General features: G+C 64.8%; 20 protein-coding genes. 14 read left to right on the top strand and 6 right to left on the bottom strand.

Annotation, left to right across the window (positions count from 1 at the left end; genetic code table 11):
• Positions 1-143: 143 nt before the first annotated feature.
• The 6 genes from BLR71_RS15515 (at position 144) to BLR71_RS17685 (ending at position 6,715) form a co-directional block, all read left to right on the top strand.
• Positions 144-1,229, top strand: coding sequence for a TRAP transporter substrate-binding protein (locus BLR71_RS15515; RefSeq protein ID WP_092528447.1), 1,086 nt, complete (start codon positions 144-146; stop codon positions 1,227-1,229).
• Positions 1,229-1,867 (top strand): TRAP transporter small permease subunit, encoded by a 639-nt coding sequence (locus BLR71_RS15510; protein WP_092528445.1) that lies wholly within the window; start codon positions 1,229-1,231, stop codon positions 1,865-1,867. Before BLR71_RS15515 ends, BLR71_RS15510 begins: the two co-directional genes overlap by 1 nt.
• Complete coding sequence (locus BLR71_RS15505) at positions 1,860-3,212, top strand: TRAP transporter large permease (RefSeq protein ID WP_092528443.1); 1,353 nt, start codon at positions 1,860-1,862, stop codon at positions 3,210-3,212. The genes BLR71_RS15510 and BLR71_RS15505 overlap by 8 nt, the downstream gene beginning before the upstream one ends.
• Positions 3,213-3,273: 61 nt before the next feature.
• Positions 3,274-3,852 (top strand): Rossmann fold domain-containing protein, encoded by a 579-nt coding sequence (locus tag BLR71_RS15500; protein WP_092528441.1) that lies wholly within the window; start codon positions 3,274-3,276, stop codon positions 3,850-3,852.
• Between the two features lie 84 nt (positions 3,853-3,936).
• The gene (locus tag BLR71_RS15495) at positions 3,937-6,375 is read left to right on the top strand and encodes a tRNA(Met) cytidine acetyltransferase TmcA (RefSeq protein WP_245696532.1); all 2,439 of its coding nucleotides are present in this window, start codon (positions 3,937-3,939) and stop codon (positions 6,373-6,375) included.
• A gap of 166 nt (positions 6,376-6,541) precedes the next feature.
• Positions 6,542-6,715: a hypothetical protein gene (locus BLR71_RS17685; RefSeq protein ID WP_175491705.1), complete on the top strand. Its 174-nt coding sequence runs from the start codon at positions 6,542-6,544 to the stop codon at positions 6,713-6,715.
• A gap of 342 nt (positions 6,716-7,057) precedes the next feature.
• Here BLR71_RS17685 and BLR71_RS15490 read toward each other — a convergent pair whose 3' ends face one another.
• Together BLR71_RS15490 and BLR71_RS15485 are read right to left on the bottom strand one after the other, a co-directional pair.
• Positions 7,058-7,531 (bottom strand): Dps family protein, encoded by a 474-nt coding sequence (locus BLR71_RS15490; RefSeq protein WP_092528439.1) that lies wholly within the window; start codon positions 7,529-7,531, stop codon positions 7,058-7,060.
• 213 nt (positions 7,532-7,744) lie between these two features.
• Positions 7,745-8,887: a glycerate kinase gene (locus BLR71_RS15485; RefSeq protein WP_092528437.1), complete on the bottom strand. Its 1,143-nt coding sequence runs from the start codon at positions 8,885-8,887 to the stop codon at positions 7,745-7,747.
• Positions 8,888-9,044: 157 nt separating this feature from the next.
• On the opposite strand from BLR71_RS15485, the gene BLR71_RS15480 reads away from it, so the two are divergent.
• The 4 genes from BLR71_RS15480 (at position 9,045) to BLR71_RS15465 (ending at position 11,849) form a co-directional block, all read left to right on the top strand.
• Positions 9,045-9,647, top strand: a complete 603-nt coding sequence (locus BLR71_RS15480) for a hypothetical protein (protein ID WP_092528435.1) — start codon at positions 9,045-9,047, stop codon at positions 9,645-9,647.
• The gene (locus BLR71_RS15475) at positions 9,644-10,069 is read left to right on the top strand and encodes a hypothetical protein (RefSeq protein ID WP_245696531.1); all 426 of its coding nucleotides are present in this window, start codon (positions 9,644-9,646) and stop codon (positions 10,067-10,069) included. Before BLR71_RS15480 ends, BLR71_RS15475 begins: the two co-directional genes overlap by 4 nt.
• Positions 10,070-10,194: 125 nt before the next feature.
• The gene (locus BLR71_RS15470) at positions 10,195-10,860 is read left to right on the top strand and encodes a DUF1007 family protein (RefSeq protein WP_245696530.1); all 666 of its coding nucleotides are present in this window, start codon (positions 10,195-10,197) and stop codon (positions 10,858-10,860) included.
• Positions 10,848-11,849 carry a nickel/cobalt transporter gene (locus BLR71_RS15465; RefSeq protein WP_092528431.1) on the top strand — a complete coding sequence of 334 codons (1,002 nt, stop codon included), beginning with the start codon at positions 10,848-10,850 and terminating at the stop codon, positions 11,847-11,849. The genes BLR71_RS15470 and BLR71_RS15465 overlap by 13 nt, the downstream gene beginning before the upstream one ends.
• A gap of 33 nt (positions 11,850-11,882) precedes the next feature.
• Here the strand turns inward: BLR71_RS15465 and BLR71_RS15460 are convergent, their stop codons facing one another.
• Entirely contained in the window at positions 11,883-12,320 is a 438-nt protein-coding gene (locus BLR71_RS15460) for an HIT domain-containing protein (protein WP_092528429.1), read from the bottom strand.
• Positions 12,321-12,736: 416 nt separating this feature from the next.
• Here BLR71_RS15460 and putA point away from each other — a divergent pair, with 416 nt between their 5' ends.
• From putA to BLR71_RS15445, 3 genes are all read left to right on the top strand, one after another.
• Positions 12,737-16,402, top strand: coding sequence for a bifunctional proline dehydrogenase/L-glutamate gamma-semialdehyde dehydrogenase PutA (putA, locus tag BLR71_RS15455; protein WP_092528427.1), 3,666 nt, complete (start codon positions 12,737-12,739; stop codon positions 16,400-16,402).
• A gap of 276 nt (positions 16,403-16,678) precedes the next feature.
• Positions 16,679-17,437 carry a sulfite exporter TauE/SafE family protein gene (locus BLR71_RS15450; protein WP_092528425.1) on the top strand — a complete coding sequence of 253 codons (759 nt, stop codon included), beginning with the start codon at positions 16,679-16,681 and terminating at the stop codon, positions 17,435-17,437.
• A gap of 151 nt (positions 17,438-17,588) precedes the next feature.
• Positions 17,589-17,723, top strand: a complete 135-nt coding sequence (locus tag BLR71_RS15445) for an entericidin A/B family lipoprotein (protein ID WP_092528533.1) — start codon at positions 17,589-17,591, stop codon at positions 17,721-17,723.
• 119 nt (positions 17,724-17,842) lie between these two features.
• Here the strand turns inward: BLR71_RS15445 and BLR71_RS15440 are convergent, their stop codons facing one another.
• The 3 genes from BLR71_RS15440 to BLR71_RS15430 form a co-directional block, all read right to left on the bottom strand.
• Positions 17,843-18,358 carry an acyl-CoA thioesterase gene (locus tag BLR71_RS15440; RefSeq protein ID WP_092528531.1) on the bottom strand — a complete coding sequence of 172 codons (516 nt, stop codon included), beginning with the start codon at positions 18,356-18,358 and terminating at the stop codon, positions 17,843-17,845.
• Positions 18,359-18,550: 192 nt separating this feature from the next.
• The gene (locus tag BLR71_RS15435; protein ID WP_092528423.1) at positions 18,551-19,861 is read right to left on the bottom strand and encodes a short-chain fatty acid transporter; all 1,311 of its coding nucleotides are present in this window, start codon (positions 19,859-19,861) and stop codon (positions 18,551-18,553) included.
• 82 nt (positions 19,862-19,943) lie between these two features.
• Positions 19,944-21,278, bottom strand: coding sequence for an MATE family efflux transporter (locus BLR71_RS15430; RefSeq protein WP_245696526.1), 1,335 nt, complete (start codon positions 21,276-21,278; stop codon positions 19,944-19,946).
• 182 nt (positions 21,279-21,460) lie between these two features.
• Between BLR71_RS15430 and BLR71_RS15425 the strand changes: the two genes are divergently transcribed.
• A complete protein-coding gene (locus tag BLR71_RS15425) occupies positions 21,461-21,814 on the top strand; it encodes a hypothetical protein (RefSeq protein WP_217629347.1) in 354 nt (117 codons plus the stop codon).
• Positions 21,815-21,912 lie beyond the last annotated feature (98 nt).

The raw sequence follows: 21,912 nt of genomic DNA, 5'->3' as shown, positions 1-21,912 counted from the left end.
GCTCAAGATGTTAATTAATCAATTGAAAATAAAGGGTTTAATCTTGCATGGCGCCGTTCTTGCGCCTGATTCCGACGCCAAAGGGTTCCATGCGACACCGCTGGAATAGCCGTCTGAAATAAGAACAACGCAAGGAGTCATTCATGCCAAGCCCGAATTTCCCGCGTACGCTGCTCGCTGCCGGCATTGCCGCCGCCATGACCGCTGGGGTCGCCCTGCCGGCCATGGCTGACGGGCCCGAGCGTCTCGATGTCGCCAGCACCTTCTCGACGAAGAACTTCCTGGGTGCCGGTGCCGAACACCTGTCCGAGGAACTGCAAACCGCGACCGGTGGTGCGGTCAGCCTGCGCGTTCACGAGCCGGGCGACCTGGTGCCTGCTTTCGAGGTCTTCAACTCCGTGTCCTCGGGCGCCATCCAGGCCGGCTGGGACTGGATGGGCTACTGGGCCGGCACCGTGCCGATCACCAACCTTTACGGCGCGCTGCCGTTTGGCCCCTCGCCTGAGGCCTTCATGTCCTGGATGTGGTCGGGCGAAGGCACCGAGCTTTTGCAGACCGAGTACGACAAGTACGGCGTCAAGGTGCTGCCCTGCTTCATCTCGCCCCAGGAAACCGGCGGCTGGTACAACAAGGAAATCAATAGCCCGTCCGATTTCGATGGCCTGTCGATGCGTATCTCCGGCCTCGGCGCCAAGGTGCTCAACCGACTCGGTGCCTCCACCCAGCTGGTGCCGGGCGGCGAGATCTACCTGGCGCTCGAGCGTGGCCGCGTCGATGCCACCGAGTTCTCGGTACCGCAGGTCGATGCCGCCATGGGCTTCGACGAAGTCGCCAAGTACTACTATTTCCCGGGCTGGCACCAGAGCGCCAGCTGGTTCTCGCTGCTGATCAACCAGGCGGTCTGGGATGAGTACAGCGATGAGCGCAAGGCGCAGTTCGAGACTGCCTGTCGCGCCACGCTGCAGTGGGCCATGGCCGAAGCGCCGCCTGAGCAGGTGCGGACCATCCATGAGCTGGAAGAGAAGGGCGTTGAAGTACGTCGCTTCCCGGATGAGGTGCTCGACGCCCTGCAGCAGTCGTGGGTCGAGGTGCGTCGGGAAGAGATGGAAAATAACCCGGCCTTCGCCAAGGCGTATCGCTCGCTGATGGAGCACGCCGGCCTGATCGATGAATGGTATGAGCTGCAGGCCATGCCGCCGATCATTCCGCTCGAAGAAGGGGATAGCTGATGACGCGCGCCACTCTCGCGCCCTGGCGTGAGCGTGGCGCGGCCGTGTGCGCCGCCCTGGGCCGACCGCTGGTCGGCCTGGGGCTGGTGGTGGGCCGCATCTCCAGCTGGCTGCTCTTGCTGGTGATGTTGGCCGTCCTCACGACCGTGCTGCTCAACGCCCTGGGCGTCAATGAAATCGGCCGCTGGGATACCAAGATTCTGCTGTTCGGCGATGCCCTGACCATCAACAGCATCACCGAGCTGCAATGGCATCTCTTTGGCATTCTGACGCTACTCGGTGGCACCTATGCCCTGCATCACGACACCCATGTGCGGGTCGATCTGGTCTATCACCGTCTGTCTCCCCAGGGCCGTGCGATCGTCGATGTGATTGGGCATCTGCTGATGCTGATTCCCTTCTGCCTGCTGATTGCCTGGCTCTCCAAGCATTTCGTGACCATGTCCTATATCTCTAACGAACAATCCAACTATGGCGGTCTCACCGACCGTTATCTGATCAAGGCGATGCTGCCGCTCGGGCTCGTCTTTCTGGCGGTGGGCGCGCTGGGCCAGGTCTTCGCCAAGCTTGCCGTGATCCTCGACCCGCGCAGCGCCGAAGCTGATTCCATCGCCGACGAAGGGGCGACCCATGGCTGAATTCTTGAGTGAATACGCCCTCGCACTGTTGATGGTCGTGACCCTGCTGGCGGGGATATTCAGCGGCTATCCGGTGGCCTTCCTGCTGGGCGGCCTGGGCATCATCTTCGCCTTCATCGGCGACATCCCCGTGCCGTTCCTGGGCACCGTCGGCTCGCGGATCTTCGGTGGGGTGATCGAAAACTGGCTGATGATCGCCATTCCGCTGTTCGTGTTCATGGGCCTGATGCTCGAGCGATCCGGGGTGGCCAAGCGCCTGCTGCTGACCCTGCAACGGCTCTTCGGGCGCACCCACGGTGGGCTCGCGGTCTCGGTGGCGATCCTTGGCGTGATCATGGCCGCCAGCACCGGCATCATCGGCGCCTCGGTGGTGATGCTGGGGCTTTTAGCGCTGCCGGTGATGATGAAGCAGGGCTACCGGGCCGAGATGGCCTGCGGGGTCATCGCCGCCTCGGGCACCCTGGGCATCCTGATTCCGCCCTCGATCATGCTGGTGCTGATGGGCTCGATCCTGCAGATCTCGGTGGGGGCGCTGTTCAAGGCGGCCCTGCTGCCGGGGCTGCTGCTCGGCGGGCTGTATATCGCCTACTTGCTGATCACCGCGCGGATTCGCCCGGACTGGGCGCCGCTTGCCGACATGAACGACGTCGACCCGACGCCGCTGCCGCTGGCGTTGCTGCGCGACCTGCTGGGCCCCTTCGTGCTGATCTTCGTGGTGCTGGGCTCGATCATGGCCGGCATCGCCACGCCCACCGAGGCCGCGGCCATCGGGGCACTGGGCAGCCTGCTGCTGGCGCTTGCCATGCGCAGCCTGGACTTTGCCACCCTGCGTGAGGCGGTGCGCGAGACCTCGCGTACCTCGGCGATGATTCTGTTCGTGGTCATTGGTGCCACCTGCTTCTCGGTGGTCTTCAAGCGCCTGGGCGGCGACTACATGATCGAAGAGCTGATCACCGGCACTGGCCTGGGTCCCTACGGCCTGATGCTGCTGATCATGGGACTGATCTTCGTACTCGGTTTCTTCCTCGAGTGGATCGAGATCAGCTTCGTGGTGCTGCCACTGGTCGCCCCGGTGGTCGAGGTGCTGGACTTCGGTTATGGGCTTTCCGGTCAGGGGCTTTTGGTGTGGTTCGCGATTCTGGTGGCGATCAATTTGCAGACCAGTTTCCTGACGCCACCCTTCGGCTACGCGCTTTTCTACCTCAAGGGCATCACCGAAGGTCAGGTGAGCATTCTGACCATCTATCGCTCGATCATTCCCTTCGTGCTGCTGCAGGTGACCGGGCTGGTGCTGTGCATGGTCTTCCCGGCGCTGGTGCTGTGGTTGCCGGGGCTGATGCCCTGAACCCGCCAATGAGCGTGAGCGGGCATGCGGTCGACCGGAGGACGGTTGTGAGGAACAAGGCATGCGCAAGCGGGTACTGATCGCCGGCGCCGACGAGATGCTCGACGCCTTGGCGAGGGTCTTCCTTGAAGAGGGGGCCACGGTGGCACTGCTAACGCCGGATGCGGCGAGCCTTGCATCGGTGTTGGATGGCCTGGGCGGCGAGCAGGCCGACCGCTTCGGCCTGGTGGCCGGAGATGGCGCGCTGGATGAGCTCTTGGGGCGGCTAGGGCGACTCGATGTGCTGGTTTGTGCCCCGCGGATGCTGCCTCCCGGCGAACCCCTCACCCGCAAGCTCGACGAGCAGGTGGTGGGGCCTTCGGGGCTTTTGCAGGTCGCCAGGGCCTGGATGCAGAGCCGTGGGGGCGGGCGGCTGGTTGCCGTCGCTCCGGACGGCGACAGCCAGGCGGCCAGCATGGTGCGTGAGGCCCTAGGGGCACTGGTGCGGCGTCTCGCCGATGGCGGCGGCCCGGCGATCCGCGTCAACCTGCTTTGCCCGAGAGGCGCCTCGAGCGCCGCGGTGGCCGACTGTGCTCGCTTCCTGGCGGGGGGCGCCGGGCGGGCCATTACCGGCCAGGTGCTGCGTCTATCGGATACCTGAGCGCCGCTACTGCCGGTCTTGCGGCCTTGCCAATCTCACCTCAAGCGCTAATGGCTGCCTCCAGGGGCCGGCAGGCTCCAGGCTATGGAGGTAGACTGCGTCGAGCGCATCCAGGGCTGGCCCCGGGATGGCGCTTGTCGCATGCTGTTCGCCATGACCATCCCGCTCGACATCTCTGATTCCATGACGCCTATCGATCCGCCAAGCCATGAGGCGTTCGCGGCCCTTCTTGGCCACCTCGCGGCCCGGCGCCACCGGGGCCTTCTGTGGATAGCCGCCCCCCAGGCCCTCGCCGTCTCCCGTGCCCTCTCGCTTTGGCAGGCTGCCGGTTGGGCCAAGCCCTTGTGGCTGGGTACGCCCCAGGCGAGCCTCGAGGCGGCGAGCATCGACCCTCTTCCTGCCGCCAAGGCGCGCACGCGGCTGGGCGGCGAGCACGACCTGGCGGTGATCGATGCCGTCTCTGCTCAGGCCGGTTTCGACCCCGAAGCCTTCGGCGCGGTTTCCGGCACCCTGCGTGCGGGTGGCTTATTGGTGCTGCTGACGCCGCCTGACTGGGGCGCCCGCCCGGATGGTGACTACGTCCGCCTTGCCGAGCATCCCTATCACGCCGAGGAGCTGAGCTCGCGCTATCTGGCGCGTCTCGCTCGGCTGCTTGCGGCCTCACCGGAGGTCGCGATCTGGCCGCCTGAAGGCCATCTGCATCTTGCCGAGCCGCTGGCAGAGGCGATAACCGTGTGGAGCGCGCCGGGTGCGTCGAGCGGTGACAACAGCCAGGCGCTACCCGAGGATGCCGACTGCGCTACTGCAGACCAGGCAAGAGCGGTTGAGCGCCTCGTGCGGCTGAAGCGCCGCCGCCCGCTGGTGCTGACCGCCGACCGGGGCCGGGGCAAGAGCGCGGCGCTGGGCATCGCCTGTGCCCGACTGCTCGCCGCTGGCGAAACGCAGATTCTGGTCACCGCGCCGCGTCCGGCGGCGGTGGAGGCGCTATTCGAGCGCTTGGCGGTGCTCTGTCCCAGTGGTCGGCGTCAGGCCAATGTGTTCTCTCTTGGGCCCTCTGAGGCTCCGGGTGAGGCGGCGGATTCGCCCAGCGTGCGCTTCGTTGCCCCGGATGCCCTGGTGGAAATGGCCCTGGCCGGCGAGCAGGGTGGCGCCGGTGCGCTGCTGCTGGTCGACGAGGCGGCGGCGATTCCCGCACCGCTTTTATCGCGGATGCTGGCCGCCTTCCCGCGGATCGCCTTCGCTACCACCGTTCACGGCTACGAGGGCTCGGGGCGCGGTTTTGCGCTGCGTTTTCGTGAGCACCTGGATCGCCAGACGCCCGGCTGGCAAGGCCTGCATCTGGCGACGCCGATCCGCTGGGCTGCCGATGACCCCCTGGAGCGGCTCACCGACAGGCTGCTGATGCTCGACGCCGAGCCTGACGAGGCAACATCAAAAGCCGAGCCTGACGAGGCAGAACCAAAAGCCGAGCCCGGCGAGCTAGATCAACAGGTCGAAACGGACGTCAACTCGACGGCAGCCGCAGAACTCTCGGTCGTCGAGTGCTGCCGGAACGTCCTGGCAGCCGACGAGCCGCGGCTAAGAGCGCTGTTCGGTCTGCTGGTCCAGGCGCATTACCGCACCCAGCCAAGCGACCTGCGCCGGCTGCTCGATGGCCCCGGTGGCCGGGTGGTGTGTCTGGGGGAGGCGCTGCCGAGGGCCGTGGCCCTGACCGTGGATGAGGGCGGCTTTGCGCCTGACTTGGCCGAGCAGGTGGCCCGCGGCGAGCGACGGCCTCGCGGTCATCTGCTGGCGCAGTCGCTGGCAGCCCACGCCGGCAGCCGCGAGGCGCTGACCTCGCGGATTCGGCGCGTTATGCGCATCGCCGTGGCCCCCGACGCTCGGCGCCTAGGCCACGGCCGAGCACTGCTGGCAGCGGAACTTGCCAAGGCAAGCGAGCAGGGAATCGACGTGTTTGGTGCCAGCTTCGGCGCCGAGGCCGGTCTTGTCAGCTTCTGGCAGCAAAGCGGTTTTCGTGCGGTGCGCCTGGGCCTGACGCGCGAGGCGTCCAGCGGCGAGCATGCGCTGATGGTCGCGCGGGCGACCAGCGCCCGTGGCGATAAGCTGCTCACGGAGCTCGCCGCGGGGTTCCAGGCGCTGTTGCCGAGCCTGTTGGCCTTCGAACTCAAGGAGTTAGACCCGGCACTGGCGGCGAGCTTGCTGGCCGAAGGGCCGGCGGACGAGCTTGATGATGCCATGCTTAGAGATATCGACGACGTGGCCCATGGGCACCGGGCACCGGCGCTGGCACGCCCGGCCCTGCAGGCGCTGGTGCGTCGCGGACTGGCGCTGCAACATCAAGGTGGCGATGCGGTGTCGTCTGATGAAGAGGCCTGGCTGCTGGTCGCCGTGCTTTTCCAGGGCCGAGATTCGGCCTGGCTGGCTCGGCGCCTCGGCTTGCCTGGCCGGCGCCAGGTGGAATCTCGGCTACGTCAGACGCTGGGTCGCTGGCGCCTGCTGTTCGCACTGCCCAAGGCAGACTAGAGGATAGCTGTGCCTCACGCTGGACGGAAATGGTCTGGCGGTGGCGGCGCAATGGGCAGAGCGCGCCCGGGGCTCAGTGACCGCCTAGAGTGATCAGTGGGTAGCCATCGACGGTGACCAGTGGCACGCCCCTAGAGTGGTGACGCCCCTCGCGAACGATTACCCGTTGTTCGATCACGCGGCTGCGGTCGTGATGCCAACGCGCCTGATGGTGTTTGCCATGGTGGCGGCGTTCGTGATGGCGATGATGATGCCTATCGCCATGACCGCGATGATCGTAGTCGTGGTGCCGATGAGCGTGGCGGTCGCGATCGGCCACGGCGGGGGTGACAAGGCCTAGGCCAAGCAGAAGGGGCAATATCAGTAAGAGAGAATGGCGCACGGTGTCGACTCCTGGATGGGGGAAGCTGCGCTCCCCTTACGTTATTGGCAGGGCTCCTGAGTCGCAGTATATCGGCGCCTTCTGGATAGTCGAACGGCGTTTCCTAATCTATGGCCAGCTTCCTCGCTCTCTTCACAATTCCCGCTCTCGAAGAGCCACTGGGGCTAGCTTCTGCGTTTGCGTTGATCATCGCCTGATAGCGGCCCTGAGCACCCATAAGCAGTGGCGCAGATACCAAAACGCCGCCCGATATGGGCGGCGTTGGTTCAACCTTTCTAAGTGATTCCCTGAGGGCAGGGATCAGCCGAGGTAGGCGTTGAGCATCCAGACGGTCTTTTCCTGCTCGCGGATGTAGTCACCCACCTGGGCGGCGGTGCCTTCATCATCGGCATCGGAGGCCAGGGAAAGAATCTCGCGCTGCAGGCCGATCAGCGACTGATAGCCCTGCAGGATGCCGCGTACGCAGGATGTGCCATCGTGGATGTCCTTGTCCTCGGCGATGTCTGACATCTTCACGTAGTCGCTGTAGGCGTGTACCGGTGTGTAGCCCAGGGTCAGGATGCGCTCGGCGACTTCATCGACCTTGAGCAGCAGGTCGGTGTAGTACTCCTCGAACTTGGTGTGCAGCTCGAAGAACTGGTTGCCCTTCACGTTCCAGTGATAGCCACGCACGTTCATGTAGAAGATCTGATAGTTGGCCAGCAGGGCGTTGAGGCGCTCGGCAAGCTGGTTGGCGCTGCTCTCGTGTAACCCGATGGCATTGGTATCGGTCATGGATACCTCCTTGATCTCAAATGAGTTTGTCTGGCTTTATCGTATGATGTCGCGCCGTGTCGCGATAACGAAATCTCGCCATCATCACCATAGTGCTGGTCTATGACATGCCGGCGACGGCGGCCGTTTTCAAGGTGTTGCTGATAAAGGCGTCGCGGTGCGCCGCCATGCCCTCTCTTTGCCCTGTTTGAAGGGCCTCTTATTGATTGCCGCTCAGCGTGTCGCTGACCAGGCCGCCAACAGGCGCGCCAGGCTGCCGGCGCGGTCGGCGAGCAGGGTCGGTGTGCGCTCCAGAGCTTCATCGAGGTTCATCGGGCCGTCGGCCAGGGCGAAGGCGGCGCTGATGCCCTCTGCATGGGCGGCCTGCCAGTCGTCACCGAGCTTTCCTACCAGCGCCACGACCGGGACACCCTTGGCGCGGGCGGCCCGGGCGATGCCGACCGGCGTCTTGCCGGCGAGGCTCTGGCCGTCGAGCTGGCCTTCACCGGTAATCACCAGGTCGGCGTCATCGAGCAGGGCATCGAAGCCCACCTGCTCCATCACCAGCGTGATGCCGGGGCGCAGCTCGGCGCCGAGGAAGGCGCGGGCAGCGAAGCCCATGCCGCCGGCGGCGCCGGCGCCGGGTAGCTCGCGATGATCGTCGCCTAACTGGCGAGCGGTGAGGTCGGCGAAATGGCCAAGTGCTGCATCCAGCGTTTGCACGTCGGCGTCGCTGGCGCCTTTCTGGGGGCCGAATACGGCGCTGGCGCCGTTCTTGCCCAGCAGTGGGTTGTCGACGTCCACCGCGGTCTCGACGGTGAGCTCTCTCAACCGAGGATCCAGGTCGCTGAGATCGAGGGTGGCGAGGTCGGCGAGTGCGGCGCCGCCCGCAGCAAGGGGCTGGCCCTGCGCGTCCAGCAGGCGTGCGCCGAGGGCCGTTAGCATGCCGGCCCCGGCATCGTTGGTGGCGCTGCCACCGATGGTCAGCAGCAGGCGCTCGGCCCCGGCATCCAGGGCGGCGAGAATCAGCTCGCCAACACCGAAGGTGGTGCTATGCAGGGCGCTGCGCTCTTGGCGTTCCAGATGCTGCAGACCGCTGGCTTCAGCAAGCTCGATGAAGGCGGTACGGCTTTCGGCCTGATAGCCCCAGGCCGCTTCCCGCCGCCGCCCAAGGGCATCCTGCACCTGGGTCAGGTGGCGTTTGGCGCCGGTGGCGGCGAGCAGGGCATCCAGGGTGCCTTCGCCACCGTCGCCCATCGGGCAACAGTGAGTCTCGGCGTCAGGTAGGGCCTTGAGAATGCCCCGGGCCATGGCCTTTGCAGCCTCGCGAGCGGAGAGGGCATCCTTGTAGCTGTCGGGGGCGATCAGGATCTTCATCGAGATTCTCGCAGTGGCGAAACGATGCAATGATCATCCTCGACGCTTGCGTAAAAGGCCACCCTCCTGCCGTTGACGGCTAACCACCGGCGCTGTCTACGCAATCCATCTGGCGTCATACACTATAAGGAGTAAGGCGGCGAAGCAGGTGCGGAGCATGGAGCGACACGGTGTGGGGAAAGGTTGGCTAGGCGTATCGAAACGCATCGGGGCGGTCGGGGTAGCCGGCATGCTGCTTGCTGGCTGTGCGAGCGGCCCGCCCCGGCTGCCGGAGCACTCGGAGCCGGCCGCTGCGGCCTGTCAGTGGCCGGCGCCCGAGGCGGGGACGTTTCGCTACCTGCGCCAGGTCATCGCCGCCCTCGAGTCGGATGATTTCGTGATCATCGAGTCCGAGGCCCAGCTGGGGCTGGTCACCGCCCAGCGCAGCCGGATACTCGCCGGTTATGGCATGCCCGGGTATCAGCCGCTGTTCGGGCTGTCGGGCTTCTTCGGGCTTGGCGGGCATCGCAGTGCGGGCATGGCGATCAATCTGAACCGCAGCTTCGGCGATGACCCCACTCAGGTCGAGCGGGTATCTGTGCTCGCCCGCGACGCTCGGGTCAGCGTCACGCGGGATCTTCAGATCGTCGAGGCCGACGGGCGCTTGCGCAGTGGTCGGGTGGTCGCCAGCGACGCCTTCTGTGGCGCGCTGCGTGAGGATATCGACCGCCTGGCCGATCTTGTGCCGCCAGGCGTCAAACCTGAGGAGCCTTTGCCATGAGCCTTGACCAAAGGGCGACACATCACGGATCAAGGCATCGCCTAACGCCCCGGTGGCTGGCGGTCGTCGTCCTCTTAATGGCAGGGCTCGCCGGCTGTGCCAGCTACTCAGGCCCGCCCGAGTCCCGCGATCTGGTGGTGGCGGCTTCGCCTCGCCAGGTGCTGGCTGAGGGGCTGACGGTGCTGATCGAACGCGGTTTCGTGATTCGCCATGCTGACCTGGACCTGGGTCGCCTGGATGCCATGCTGGCGACCTGGCCGGGCTATCGGCTGCGCCTGGATGCCCTGTCCACTGGCGACGGTGCGACCCGGCTATCGGTCAGTGGCTATCGCGGCCGCCAGCCGCTGGCGCCCGAGAGCCTCGATTCCTTGCTGGCCGAGCTGGCGGAAAGGCTGCCGTCGCAGCAATCAATCGGCCTCTGAACCCTGGCCATTCGTCCCGCATAACGAGTCCGTCTGATCTCCCCCAGGCTCGCTGAGCAAAGAGAGTGTTGCTTGGTGCCGCTCGGTCCTTGATCCTTGCGGCACTAGATTGCGGAGATAGACAGGTGAACAGACCATTCCTTTTCGTCCTGCCGCTGATGGCGCTGCTGTTGGGGCCGGTGGCTGACGCCCATGCCCATCCTCATGGCTGGGTCGATCTTGGCGTAACGGTGCAGTTCGACGACCAGAGCCGGGTCGTGGCGCTCGAGCAGCGCTGGCGCATGGATCCCTTCTACAGCTTGGTCTTGATGGAGGAGCTGGCCGCCGTGGAGACTGAGAAAAGCATGGAGGAGCGTCTCGACCAGTTGGGGCTCGAGATTCGCAATAATCTGGCCTCGCAGCATTATTTCACCGAGCTCTCCTACGATGGCCACTCGGTCCCATTAGGTGAGGTCCACGACTACAGCATCAGGCGCCAGGGGGGACGGCTGGTCTTCAGTTTTCTGTTGCCGCTGGACGAGCCGTGGAAGCTGGCTGGCGCGCCGCTGCGCTATCGAGTCTTCGATCCCAGCTATTACATCGAGGTGCTTCACGAGGCCAAGGACGAGACGCCACGTGCGGATGCCCTGACGCTGCGCGGTGCGCCCGAGGGGTGCAGCGGGCATATCCTTCCGGCGGACCCGGATCCGGCCAAGGTGGCGATGGCCGCACAGCTGGACGTGGACGAGACCGGTGAGCCTGGCCTGGGACGCTTCTTTGCCGAAACCGGAGAGATCGCATGCGAGCATTGATCGGCCAAAGCCCGGCCCGCTGGTTCGCTGTGGCCAGCGCGCTGGCACTGCTGGTTGCCGTGGTTTTATGGTGCTGGCAGGGCGGCATGCAGAACCTGATGCTCGATATCGTCGCCTGGCAGCGGGATCTGCATCGTCAGTTGACGCTTGCCATCACGGCACTGTCCGGTGCGCCGTCGCCGGCCACCTGGGCCGCGCTATTGAGCATCAGCTTTGGCTATGGGGTCTTTCATGCGGCAGGCCCAGGCCATGGCAAGGCGGTACTCAGTACCTATCTGCTCTCTCAGGGCGGCGCCTGGAAGCGGGCCCTGGCACTTTCCGCCGCGGCTTCACTGTTGCAGGGGCTGGTCGCCATCGTGCTGGTCGCGGTGCTGGTACACGGGCTTGGCTGGCTGACGCGCCAAGCCATGGGGTCCGTCGCCTGGGTCGAGCAGTTGAGCTTTCTGATAGTCATCGGGTTGGGGATATGGCTTTGCCTGAACGGGCTGCGGCGGCTGCGCCAGGCCAGAGCCGGGCAAGAGACGGTCGATCATTCGGCCGATCATCACGTGCATGACGACGCCTGTGGCTGTGGCCATGAGCATCATCTGGCTCCCGACCGGGTCGGCGACTGGCGCACGGCGCTGGGCACCGTGGTAGCGATCGGCATTCGCCCCTGCAGCGGCGGGGTGCTGCTGTTGGGCGCCGCCTCTCTGCTCGGGCAGTTCTGGGTCGGTGTGGCGGCGGTCATGGTGATGGCGGTCGGCACTGCCCTGACGGTGTCTTCACTGGCCCTGATCAGCGTGGTGGCTCGCGGCTGGGCCGAGCGGCGTATGTCCGCTCAGTCGCGGGATAGGCTGACGCCCGGGCTTGCCTGGGCGGCAATTGCCGGGGGGCTGGTGATCGTTGCGCTTGGCGCCTTGTTGATGGCGGGCGGCGGCACTTCGCCGAACGGCGCGCCGCTGCTCGAGGGCACCAGCGCTAAAACGGCCTCGCCCTTCGGCGGCTGAGCTCTATATGGCGGCTCAGCCTGGTGTGTCGGTTTAGTCTGGTGTGTCGGTTTCTAGCCCGCTTTGCGTCAGGCAGTCTTCCAGGCAAGCGCGCATCGCCGCTTCCTGGTCGGCGTCGTAGGCAAGGGCGCTGCCCTGTCCCCACACCGGCCCTGGCCAGGCATCGTCGCCCTCGTGGCGCACGATTACGTGCAGGTGCAGTTGGGGCACCATATTGCCGAGTGTCGCCAGGTTGAGCTTGTCGCCTTCCCGCGCGCTCATCAGCGCCTTGCCCAGCGCCGTCGCTTCCTTCCATAGCTGGGCCTGATCCGCCGTCGATAGCTCGTAGACCTCGCGGATATCGTCGCGTCGCGGCACCAGTACTAGCCAGGCGTAGCGGGCGTCATTCATCAGCCGCACCTGGCACAGCGGCAGATCGGTGATGAGCAGGGTGTCGTCGGCAAGCTGCGGATGCAGGGTGAAGTCGCTCATGGCTGTCTCGATGTGTGCTCTCGATGGGTGGCGGGGCTGAAGGGCGTGAATCGTGGAGGGTGGGGCCCGGGGCGGGCTCTCGCGCAATCGGCCGGAGATTGTCATGTATCACCGGGTCGATCAAGTGGTCCAGGCGACACGGGCGTTAAAGCCGCCAGTGGCGTTTTCTGGCGCTTGCCATGAGCCTGGCTCCTTACCGAGGGAGCCGCTTCCGTGGGGGTGAGTGGCATAGACTTGACTGGCGTTCTGCCCGGATAAGGCCGTAACCTATTAAGAGAAAGTCACAGCTCTGTGACGCAAACGGCGTGCGCAACTCGAGTCGGAGCGCCTAAGCTGGTTAACAGTCTTTTGAAAAAATGACAAAAAACTGAGCTGACGTGTCGACGTTGCGCAGCGGCTGATATGGGAGAACCATGATGAATGAAGTGACAACGCCCCAAGACGGTAGCGTGAGCGAGTCGCGCTCACGTATCCGTGCTCATTATGCGGCCGACGAGGCGGCGGTGCTGAGTGGGCTGGTCGAACGCATCAAGTTGTCGGAGGATGATCGCCGCAAGGTGGCCGAAGTGGGTGCCAACTATGTGGAACGGGTCCGCAAGGAAACATCGCCTTCGATGATGGAGGCGTTTCTCGCCGAATACGGCCTCTCGACAGAGGAAGGCGTCGGCCTGATGTGCTTGGCCGAGGCCTTGCTGCGCGTACCCGACGCGGAGACGATCGACGATCTGATCCACGACAAGATCGAGCCGTCCGACTGGGGCGCTCACTTGGGCAAGTCCTCTTCATCGATGGTCAATGCCTCCACCTGGGCGCTGATGCTGACCGGCAAGGTGTTGGATGATGATCCCAAGGGGCCAGTGCGGGCCCTGCGCAGCCTGGTACGCCGGATGGGTGAGCCGGTGGTGCGGACGGCGGTCGGCCAGTCGATGAAGATTCTGGGCCGTCAATTCGTGCTCGGTCAGACCATCCAGGAAGGCATGAAGAATGCTCGTGAGCTCGAGAAACAGGGCTACACCTATTCCTACGACATGCTGGGCGAGGCGGCGCGCACCGATGAGGATGCGGTGCGCTATTACGATGCCTACGCCAATGCCATCGCGGCCATCGCCAAGCAGGCCAAGGGCGATGTGCGCGGGAGCCCCGGCATCTCGGTCAAGCTCTCGGCGCTGCATCCGCGCTATGAATATACCCACCGTGAAACGGTGATGACCGAGCTGCTGCCCCGTGCGCAGGAGCTGGTGAGGCAAGCCGCCAAGGCCAATATCGGCTTCAATATCGACGCCGAGGAACAGGATCGCCTGGACCTGTCGCTGGATGTGATCGAAGCGCTGCTGGCCGATCCGAGCCTTGAAGATTGGAACGGCTTTGGGGTCGTGATCCAGGCCTATGGACGCCGCGCCGCGCCGGCGATCGAAGCGCTTTACGAAATGGCCGAGCGCTACGACCGCAAGATCATGGTGCGACTGGTGAAAGGCGCCTATTGGGATACCGAGATCAAGCTGGCCCAGGAAATGGGCGTCGACACCTTCCCGGTCTTCACCCGCAAGGTCAACACCGACGTCAGCTACATGGCCTGTGCCCAGATGCTGCTCGACTATCGTGACCGTATCTATCCGCAGTTTGCCACCCATAACGCCCATACCTGTGCCGCTATCGTCGCTATGGCGGGCGACGACAAGGACAGCTACGAGTTCCAGCGCCTGCATGGCATGGGCGAATCGCTGCACCACATCGTCAAGCAGTCGGAAGGCACCCACTGCCGGATCTATGCCCCGGTCGGTGCTCACCGTGATCTGCTGGCCTACCTGGTGCGCCGCCTGCTCGAGAACGGGGCCAACTCATCGTTCGTCAACCAGGTGGTGGATGAATCGATTCCCGCCAGCGAAGTGTCCAATGACCCGGTGGCCGAGATGCAGGGCCTGGGCGAGTCCATCTCTAGCCCGTCGATTCGCCAACCCGGTGAACTCTTCGCGCCGGAGCGCAAGAACTCCCGGGGTTACCGTATCAACGAGCCGGCCTCGATCCAGTCGCTGATCGCGGGCCGCGAGGCGTTCGCCGATACCACCTGGACCGCTGCGCCGATGCTCGCCGGCAGTCCGGCGCCGCAGGGACCTGGCCGCGATGCGCTGTCCCCCGCCGACGGCTCTCGCGTGGTCGGCAAGGTGTATGAGGCCACGCCGGAAGAGGTGGCATCGGCGCTCGACGCCGCCGAGGATGGCTTCCGCGACTGGTCTGGCCGGCCGGCGTCTGAGCGTGCCGCCGTGCTGCGCCGTATCGCCGACCTCTACGAGGAGAACTTCGCCGAGCTGACCGTCATCACGACCCGCGAAGCCGGCAAGATGATGTTCGATGGCATCGCCGAGGTCCGCGAGGCGGTGGACTTCCTGCGCTACTATGCCAACGACTGCGAGCGGCTGGAGACGGAAGAGCCCGGCAAGGCGCGCGGCATCTTCGTTTGCATCAGCCCGTGGAACTTCCCGCTGGCCATCTTCACCGGCCAGATCGCCGCGGCGCTGGCAGGGGGCAATGCGGTGCTGGCCAAGCCCGCCGAGCAGACGCCCCTGATTGCCGCCCGCGCCGTCGAACTGATGCGCGAGGCCGGCCTGCCGGAGGCGGCGCTACAGCTGCTGCCGGGCGATGGGCCGACCGTCGGCGGTCCGCTGACCAGCGATCCGCGCCTTGCCGGCGTCTGCTTCACCGGCTCGACCGAGGTGGCGCAGATCATCCATAAGGCGCTGGTGGAGAATGCAGGCCCCGATGCGGTGCTGATCGCCGAGACCGGCGGCCTGAATGCGATGATCGTGGATTCGACGGCACTGACCGAGCAGGCGGTGCGCGACATCCTGATTTCCTCCTTCCAGTCTGCGGGCCAGCGCTGTTCGGCCCTCCGGATGCTCTATGTTCAGGAAGAGGCGCGCGAGCGACTCCTGACGATGCTCGATGGCGCCATGGATGCGCTGGTGATCGGCGACCCATGGAACACCGACACCGACGTCTCGCCGGTGATCGACGCCGACGCCCAAGCCGAGATTTCTGACTACCTGGCGGCGCAGGAAAAGGCCGGCAAGGTGCTCAAGAAGCTGCCGGTGCCTAGCGAAGGCACCTTCGTCAGCCCGGCGGTCGTCGAAGTCGGCGGCATCGAGGATCTCGAACGCGAAATCTTCGGCCCGATCCTACACGTGGCCACCTTCAAGGCGCGGGATATCGACAAGGTCGTCGATGATATCAACGACCGGGGATACGGGCTGACCTTCGGTCTGCACACCCGTATCGATGACCGCGTTCAGCAGATCGTCGGGCGCATTCGGGTCGGTAACGTCTACGTCAATCGCAACCAGATCGGCGCCATCGTCGGCTCCCAGCCCTTCGGCGGCGAAGGCCTCTCGGGTACCGGACCCAAGGCCGGCGGTCCGCTCTACGTCAATCGCTTCCGCCGTACGGCGGCTGTCGAGCACCTAGAGGCACCCAAGGGTGAGGCCGTCTCTCTCGAGACGCTGCAGTCGGCCCTCGACGGCCTGGATGCGCGCAACTGGGCGGCGCGACCCGACCGTGTCGAAGTGCTGCGCAAGGTGCTCTCCGGCAAGGGCGGCGTAATTCGCAAGGCGCTTTCCGAGACCGCCGCGCTGGACATGACCCCGCAGACGCTGCCGGGGCCGACAGGCGAGAGCAACCGGCTGGCGATGTATCCGAAGGGCCCGGTGCTGTGTCTGGGACCGACCCTCGATATCGCCATCGCCCAGGCGGTGCAGGCCCTCGGCGTGGGCTGCCCGGCGGTGATCGTGGTACCCGGCGCGACTCAGGCCGTGCAGGCGCTTAAACAGGCCGGCGCCCCCGTCGCTGAAGTCGATGGCAGCATCGCGGCCGAGACCCTGACCAAGGTCAAGGGTATCGCCGCCGTGGCCGCCACCGGTGCCAGCGACTGGAACCGCGAGCTGCGCCTGGCGCTTGCCCAGCGCGAAGGCGCCATCGTCACGCTCGAGACGCAGACCATTGCGCCTGAGCGTTTCGCGGTGGAGCGCCATCTGTGCATCGATACTACCGCGGCGGGCGGTAACGCCAGCCTGCTGGCAACCGCCGAGTAACCCCCTAGGGGGCGGCCCGCTGGGTCGCTTCCCTGGGTTATACCGACGCCTTCCAGCGCTGTTCTATCTGACAAACTCGCCCGTATGTCGCCAAGGCGCATACGGGCGTTTTTGCATGCCTACCAGGCCCAGTCTCGCCTTGGGGCGATACGCTCCGTTGTCGTTTCGTGTCATGATTTGCTCCCCAGGTTTTTGGCGACAATGCCTAGCGGCTTCTCCGGGGCATTCTCTCGCGACAACCCCTAGCGACATTGCGCTCGTCACAGCGGAGGTGACATGACGGCATTCCCAAGCCTTTACGATGCCCTGGCCCTGATTGCCATTGGCGGCCTGGCCGGTTTCATTAACGTGCTCTCGGCGGGCGGCTCGATGCTGACCCTGCCGCTGCTGATGTTTCTGGGGTTGCCTGCGCAGGTGGCCAACGGCACCAATCGAGTGTCGATCGTCTTCCAGAGCCTGTCGGCGGTAGGCAACTTTCGCCGCGCCGGGGCCAGCCAGGTAGGGCTCAGCCTGCGTCTGGCGGTGCCGTCGGTGATCGGCTCGCTGCTCGGCGTCTGGCTGGCACTGCAGGTCAGCGATGCTCTCTTCGAGGCAGTGCTGGTCACGGTGATGGCGGCCAGTGCGCTGATGATGCTGCTGCCTCAGCCGCAGCTCGAGACCCGGCCGTTGACCCGCGAACGCCTGACGCCGCTGGTCTACCTGGCGATGTTTGCGATTGGTATATACGGCGGCTTCATTCAGGTCGGCGTGGGAGTGTTATTCATTGTCGTGCTCTACCGGTTATTGAAGATCGACCTGGCCCAGGTCAACGTCTTCAAGGTCTTTATCATCCTGATTTACACCTTGCCGGCGCTGGCGCTGTTTCTGTATCACGATCAGGTACGCTGGAGCTATGGCCTGCTGTTGGCGGTGGGTAGCATGAGCGGCGCCTGGCTAGCGGTGCGCGTCAATATGGGGCCTCGCGGGGCGCTATGGGTGCGCTGGCTGACGCTTGCGGTGATCGGGGCGATCATCGTGCGCCTGGTGGTGGGGTAGCGCTGCCGTCTCTTGCGAGGGAATATCTCCTTCTATCGTATTAGTACTATTGCATGGGCCTCGCAGTAAGATGGGGTGTGCGCTGTAAAGAGTGCTAATGTAGTAGCGATAGTTTGCGAATTTACCCATGCCACTCGATGAGGACATCACGATGACACGATTGATTGCTCTGACGCTCCTGACCCTGTTTTCCGTGTCGCTGCTGGCCGGCTGTAACACCATGCGCGGTGCCGGCGAGGACATCCAGCAGGGTGGCCAGGCGATCGAGGAAGCGGCCGAAAGCTAGGCCAAGTCTCGGTAGCGAATGCCATGGCGCTAGCGGTTAGCGGGGCAGTGACGGTTAGCGATAAAAAACGGGGCAGGCCATTGGCTTGCCCCGTTTGGCTGTGGGGCTTGGAAACCGGGTTACGTAGCGCTCTTGTTAGAGGCCTTGTGAGAGGCTTCTAGAGCCGCCTTGCGTTCGGCGTAATAGCTTTCCTGGGTCTGGCGCTCCTGCTCTTCTTCCTGCTTGCGCAGCTTCTTGCGCAGTGCGGCCTTCTCGAAGCGCAGCTGTTGGAGCGGAGTTTCCAGCGGTAGGGGCGCGACCTTGGCCGGCTTGCCGTTACTGTCCATGGCCACCATGGTCAGGTAGCAGCTGTTGGTATGGCGGATCACGCGTTCCTGAATCGACTCGGCGATCACTTTGATGCCGACTTCCATCGAGGAACTGCCGACGTGGTTGACCGATGCCAGGAAGGTGACCAGCTCGCCGACATGGATCGGCTGGGAAAACTTCACCTGATCCACGGAAAGTGTCACCACATAATGGCCGGAATAGCGGCTGGCACAGGCGTAGGCGACCTCGTCGAGCTTCTTGAGGATGGCGCCGCCGTGCACCTTGCCGCTGAAATTGGCCATGTCGGGGGTCATCAGCACGGTCATCGAGAGTTCGTGCTGGCGGGGTAGGTCGTTGTAGCTCACGGTGGGCTCCAGGGGATGGGAGTCAGAATGCTTGTTATGTCTCCCATCATAGCGTGACGCCCCCGTACACGGGTAGCTAACCCCTGGCGATGACTCCCGACGCCAGGGGCTTTGGAGGTCATGTGTGGCCTGGATAATGCCGCTGTTCGCCTCCTACAGGAAGGTCAACCCCAGCGCGATGATGGCGCCGCTGATGAACAGCTGGATCAGGCAGTAACCCATGATGTCTTTGGCCTTGAGGCCGGCGATGGCCAGCACCGGCAGCGCCCAGAAGGGCTGCAGCAGGTTGGTCCAGGCGTCGCCCCAGGCGACCGCCATGGCGATGCGCGGCACATCGGCGCCCAGCGCCGCCGCCGCTGGCAGCATCACCGGTGCCTGCACCGCCCACTGGCCGCCGCCGGACGGCACGAACAGGTTGACCACGCCGGCGCTGATGAACGACCAGAAGGGCAGCGTTTCGGCGCTGGCGAAGGAGACGAAGGCTTCCGACAGCGTCTGGGCCAGTCCTGACTGCACCATGATGGCCATGATGCCGGCATAGAAGGGGAACTGGATGACGATGCCGGCGCCACCCTTGATGGCTTCCTGAAGGCTGGCGAGCAGCCGGCGCGGCGTCTGGTGCAGCACGATGGCCAGGAACAGGAACAGGAAGTTGATCACGTTGAGGTTGAGCCCGCCGCCGCGCAGCACGAAGTGGTCAAGCAGGAACAGCAGGCCGGGTATGCCGACTAGCCAGGCCAGGGCGCGGCTGTTCTCGAGGCGCTCGGCCGGGCGGGTGATGCGCACGCGGGTTTCCTGATCTTCCTCCAACAGCGCCGGGTCGACGTAAACGCTCTCGTCTTCGCTTGGCAGCATCAGGCGGTTGACCAGCGGTACGCTGATCAGCAGCACGCCGACGATCGCCAGGTTGAACCAGGAAAAGATGGTCTCGGAGGTGGGGATCACGCCGATCTGCTCGACGGTGAAGTGCCCTTCGGTGGCGATGGTCAGCGGGATCGAGCCGGCGAGCCCGGCGTGCCAGATCAAGAAGCCCGAATAGGCACTGGCCACCAGCAAGCGATAGTCGACGCGGACCTGGCGAGCCAGCTCCTTGGCGAACAGCGCCCCGACCACCAGGCCGAAGCCCCAGTTGATCCAGCTGGCCACAAGGGACACCACGGTCACCAGCACGATGGCGCCACCGGCGTTCTTGGCCTTGCTGGCAAGCCCCGACAGTGCGCGCTTGACCGGCGGCGTGTTGGCGAGCATGAAGCCGGTGATCAGTACCAGCAGCATCTGCATCGAGAAGGTCAGCAGGTTCCAGAAGCCGTCGCCCCAGAAGCGCAGCACCTCGAGAGGTGTCTGGCGCTCGACCGCGATGGCCGCGACGGCGGCGACCAGCGTCAGCAGTAGCACGAAGATATACGGATCCGGCAGGTAGCGCTCGACCAGCTTGACGGCCGGCCGCGAGAGAAACTTGAGCATGATCGTGGTCTTCTCGTGTGTGTGAAGTTAGCGAATTAAGAAAATCCGATACACCACGTTAGCGGATTGTGCCGCGAAGGGACTATCGACCATGGTCGCCCCCGGCGATCCATACATGGCGACGATAATGGAGGTAATAGGCGCCCAGCGTCGCCGAGCGCACCAGCATGAAGGCACTGAAGGCGAGCCACAGCCCGTGGTTGCCCATCGGCTGGGTGAGCCACCATAGCGGCAGGTAGGCAGCGAGCCCGACGAAGATGCTGTTGCGCATCTCCCGGGTGGCCGTGGCGCCAATGAAGACGCCATCCAGCAGGTAGCTCCATACCGCGAGCAGAGGCATCAACACCATCCAAGGCAGATAGACGGCCGCCGTGGCGCGCACTTCGGGCAGGTCGGTCAGCAGGGCGATCAATGCCTCGCCGCCCAGCGCGAAGGCCAGCATGGCCGCGGCGGCGATGGCCAGCGAGAAGCGTCCGGCGCTGCGCACCGCGGCGGCGAATTCGTCCCAGCGCGCCCGGCCTACGGCACGCCCGGTCAATGCCTCGGCGGCATGGGCGAAGCCATCCAGGCCGTAGGAGGTAAGCATGATGAACTGCAAGAGGACCGCATTGGCCGCCAGCACCGTATCCCCCTGGCTGGCGCCCTGGGCGGTAAAGAAGGCCGTCGCGAACAGAAGGCCCAGTGTGCGCAAGAACAGCTGAGCATTGACCGCGAACAGCGCCTGGTAGGCATTGAGGGCGATCAGCCGCGCGCGGTCGAGCTGCCCGCCCAGGACGCCGAGCTGGCTTCTCACCAGCCATAGGCCTGCGCTCAGCGCCGTGTAGTCGGCGATTACCGTGGCCCAGGCCACGCCGTCGCTGGTCATGCCTAGTCCCACCACGAACCACAGGTCGAGGGCGATATTCACACTGTTGGTCAGCACCATCAGGATCAGGGTGACCCGGGAATTCTGCTGGCCGAGAAACCAGCCGAGAATCGCGTAGTTGGCAAGCACCGCAGGCGCGGAGAGGATGCGAATGCCGGCATATTCGTGGGCGAGGGCGGTGGCCTCGTCGCTGCCGTCGAGCAGCATGAGGCCCAGCTTGATCAGCGGCGTCGAGAATAGAATCAGCCCGGCGCCGATGACGGCGGCCATCACCAGCGACTGGCCGAGCAGGGTGCGCACCTCGGTATCGTCTTCGCGGCCGACCGCCTGGGAGGTCATGCCGGTGGTGCCCATGCGCAGGAAGCCAAAGCCCCAGTAGAGAAAGCTGAACAGGGCGGCGCCCAGCGTCACCGCCGCCAGATAGCGGGAGTCCGGCAGGTGGCCGACCACCGCGGTATCGACCAGTCCCAGCAGCGGGACGGTGATGTTGGAGAGGATGATCGGCCAGGCCAGGGGCCAGATGCGCGGTGCAGCGGTGCGTTGAGTGGACAAACCGTTTCCTCGGTCGAGCGAGCCAGTGGGATGGCAACATACAAACGCTGTCATGCTTCAATCCTGACAGCATACCTTGGTGGTCGGCGGACAAGCCCGGTCGTCCGCCAGGTGGGCAACCCTACTACACTGCGGGTAGCGCTATCATTCGTAACGCTGACTGACACGAGGAGCGACTCAGCATGCACAAACTCAGGACGGTACCCGGTGTAATGCCCGCATTGATGGCCGTGGCACTCCTGCTAGGCCCTATTCTCGTCGGTCCTATCTTCGGAAGTGGAGCGGCCCAAGCGGCCCAGCCAGTGCAGGAGCGAGAGCCAAGCGGCGGGGCGATGGTCGCGGATGCGTTGGTGGCCCGGCCGCTGCTGGCGTTGGCCACCGTGGGCGGAGCCGCGGTGTTTCTGGTGTCGCTGCCGTTTTCGGCGCTCGGCGGCAATGTCGATGACGCAGCCAGAACGCTGGTGGTGGCGCCCGCCGAGGCAACCTTTCGGCGCTGCCTGGGGTGTCGTATCAGCAAGCGGCGCGACGAGCTCTAGCCGCTAGGCAATGTCTGAAAAGTACTGCGCTCGCCCATACGGCGTTAAAAATCGGCTCAAGATGCTCATTTACACCCCGTAAACTCCGCTCTTTCGCC

The sequence above is a fragment of the Onishia taeanensis genome (genome assembly GCF_900100755.1).
In the GTDB taxonomy this organism is placed as follows: domain Bacteria; phylum Pseudomonadota; class Gammaproteobacteria; order Pseudomonadales; family Halomonadaceae; genus Onishia; species Onishia taeanensis.
Note: the sequence above shows the minus strand (reverse complement) of the source record. Positions and strands in the feature narration are given on the sequence as shown.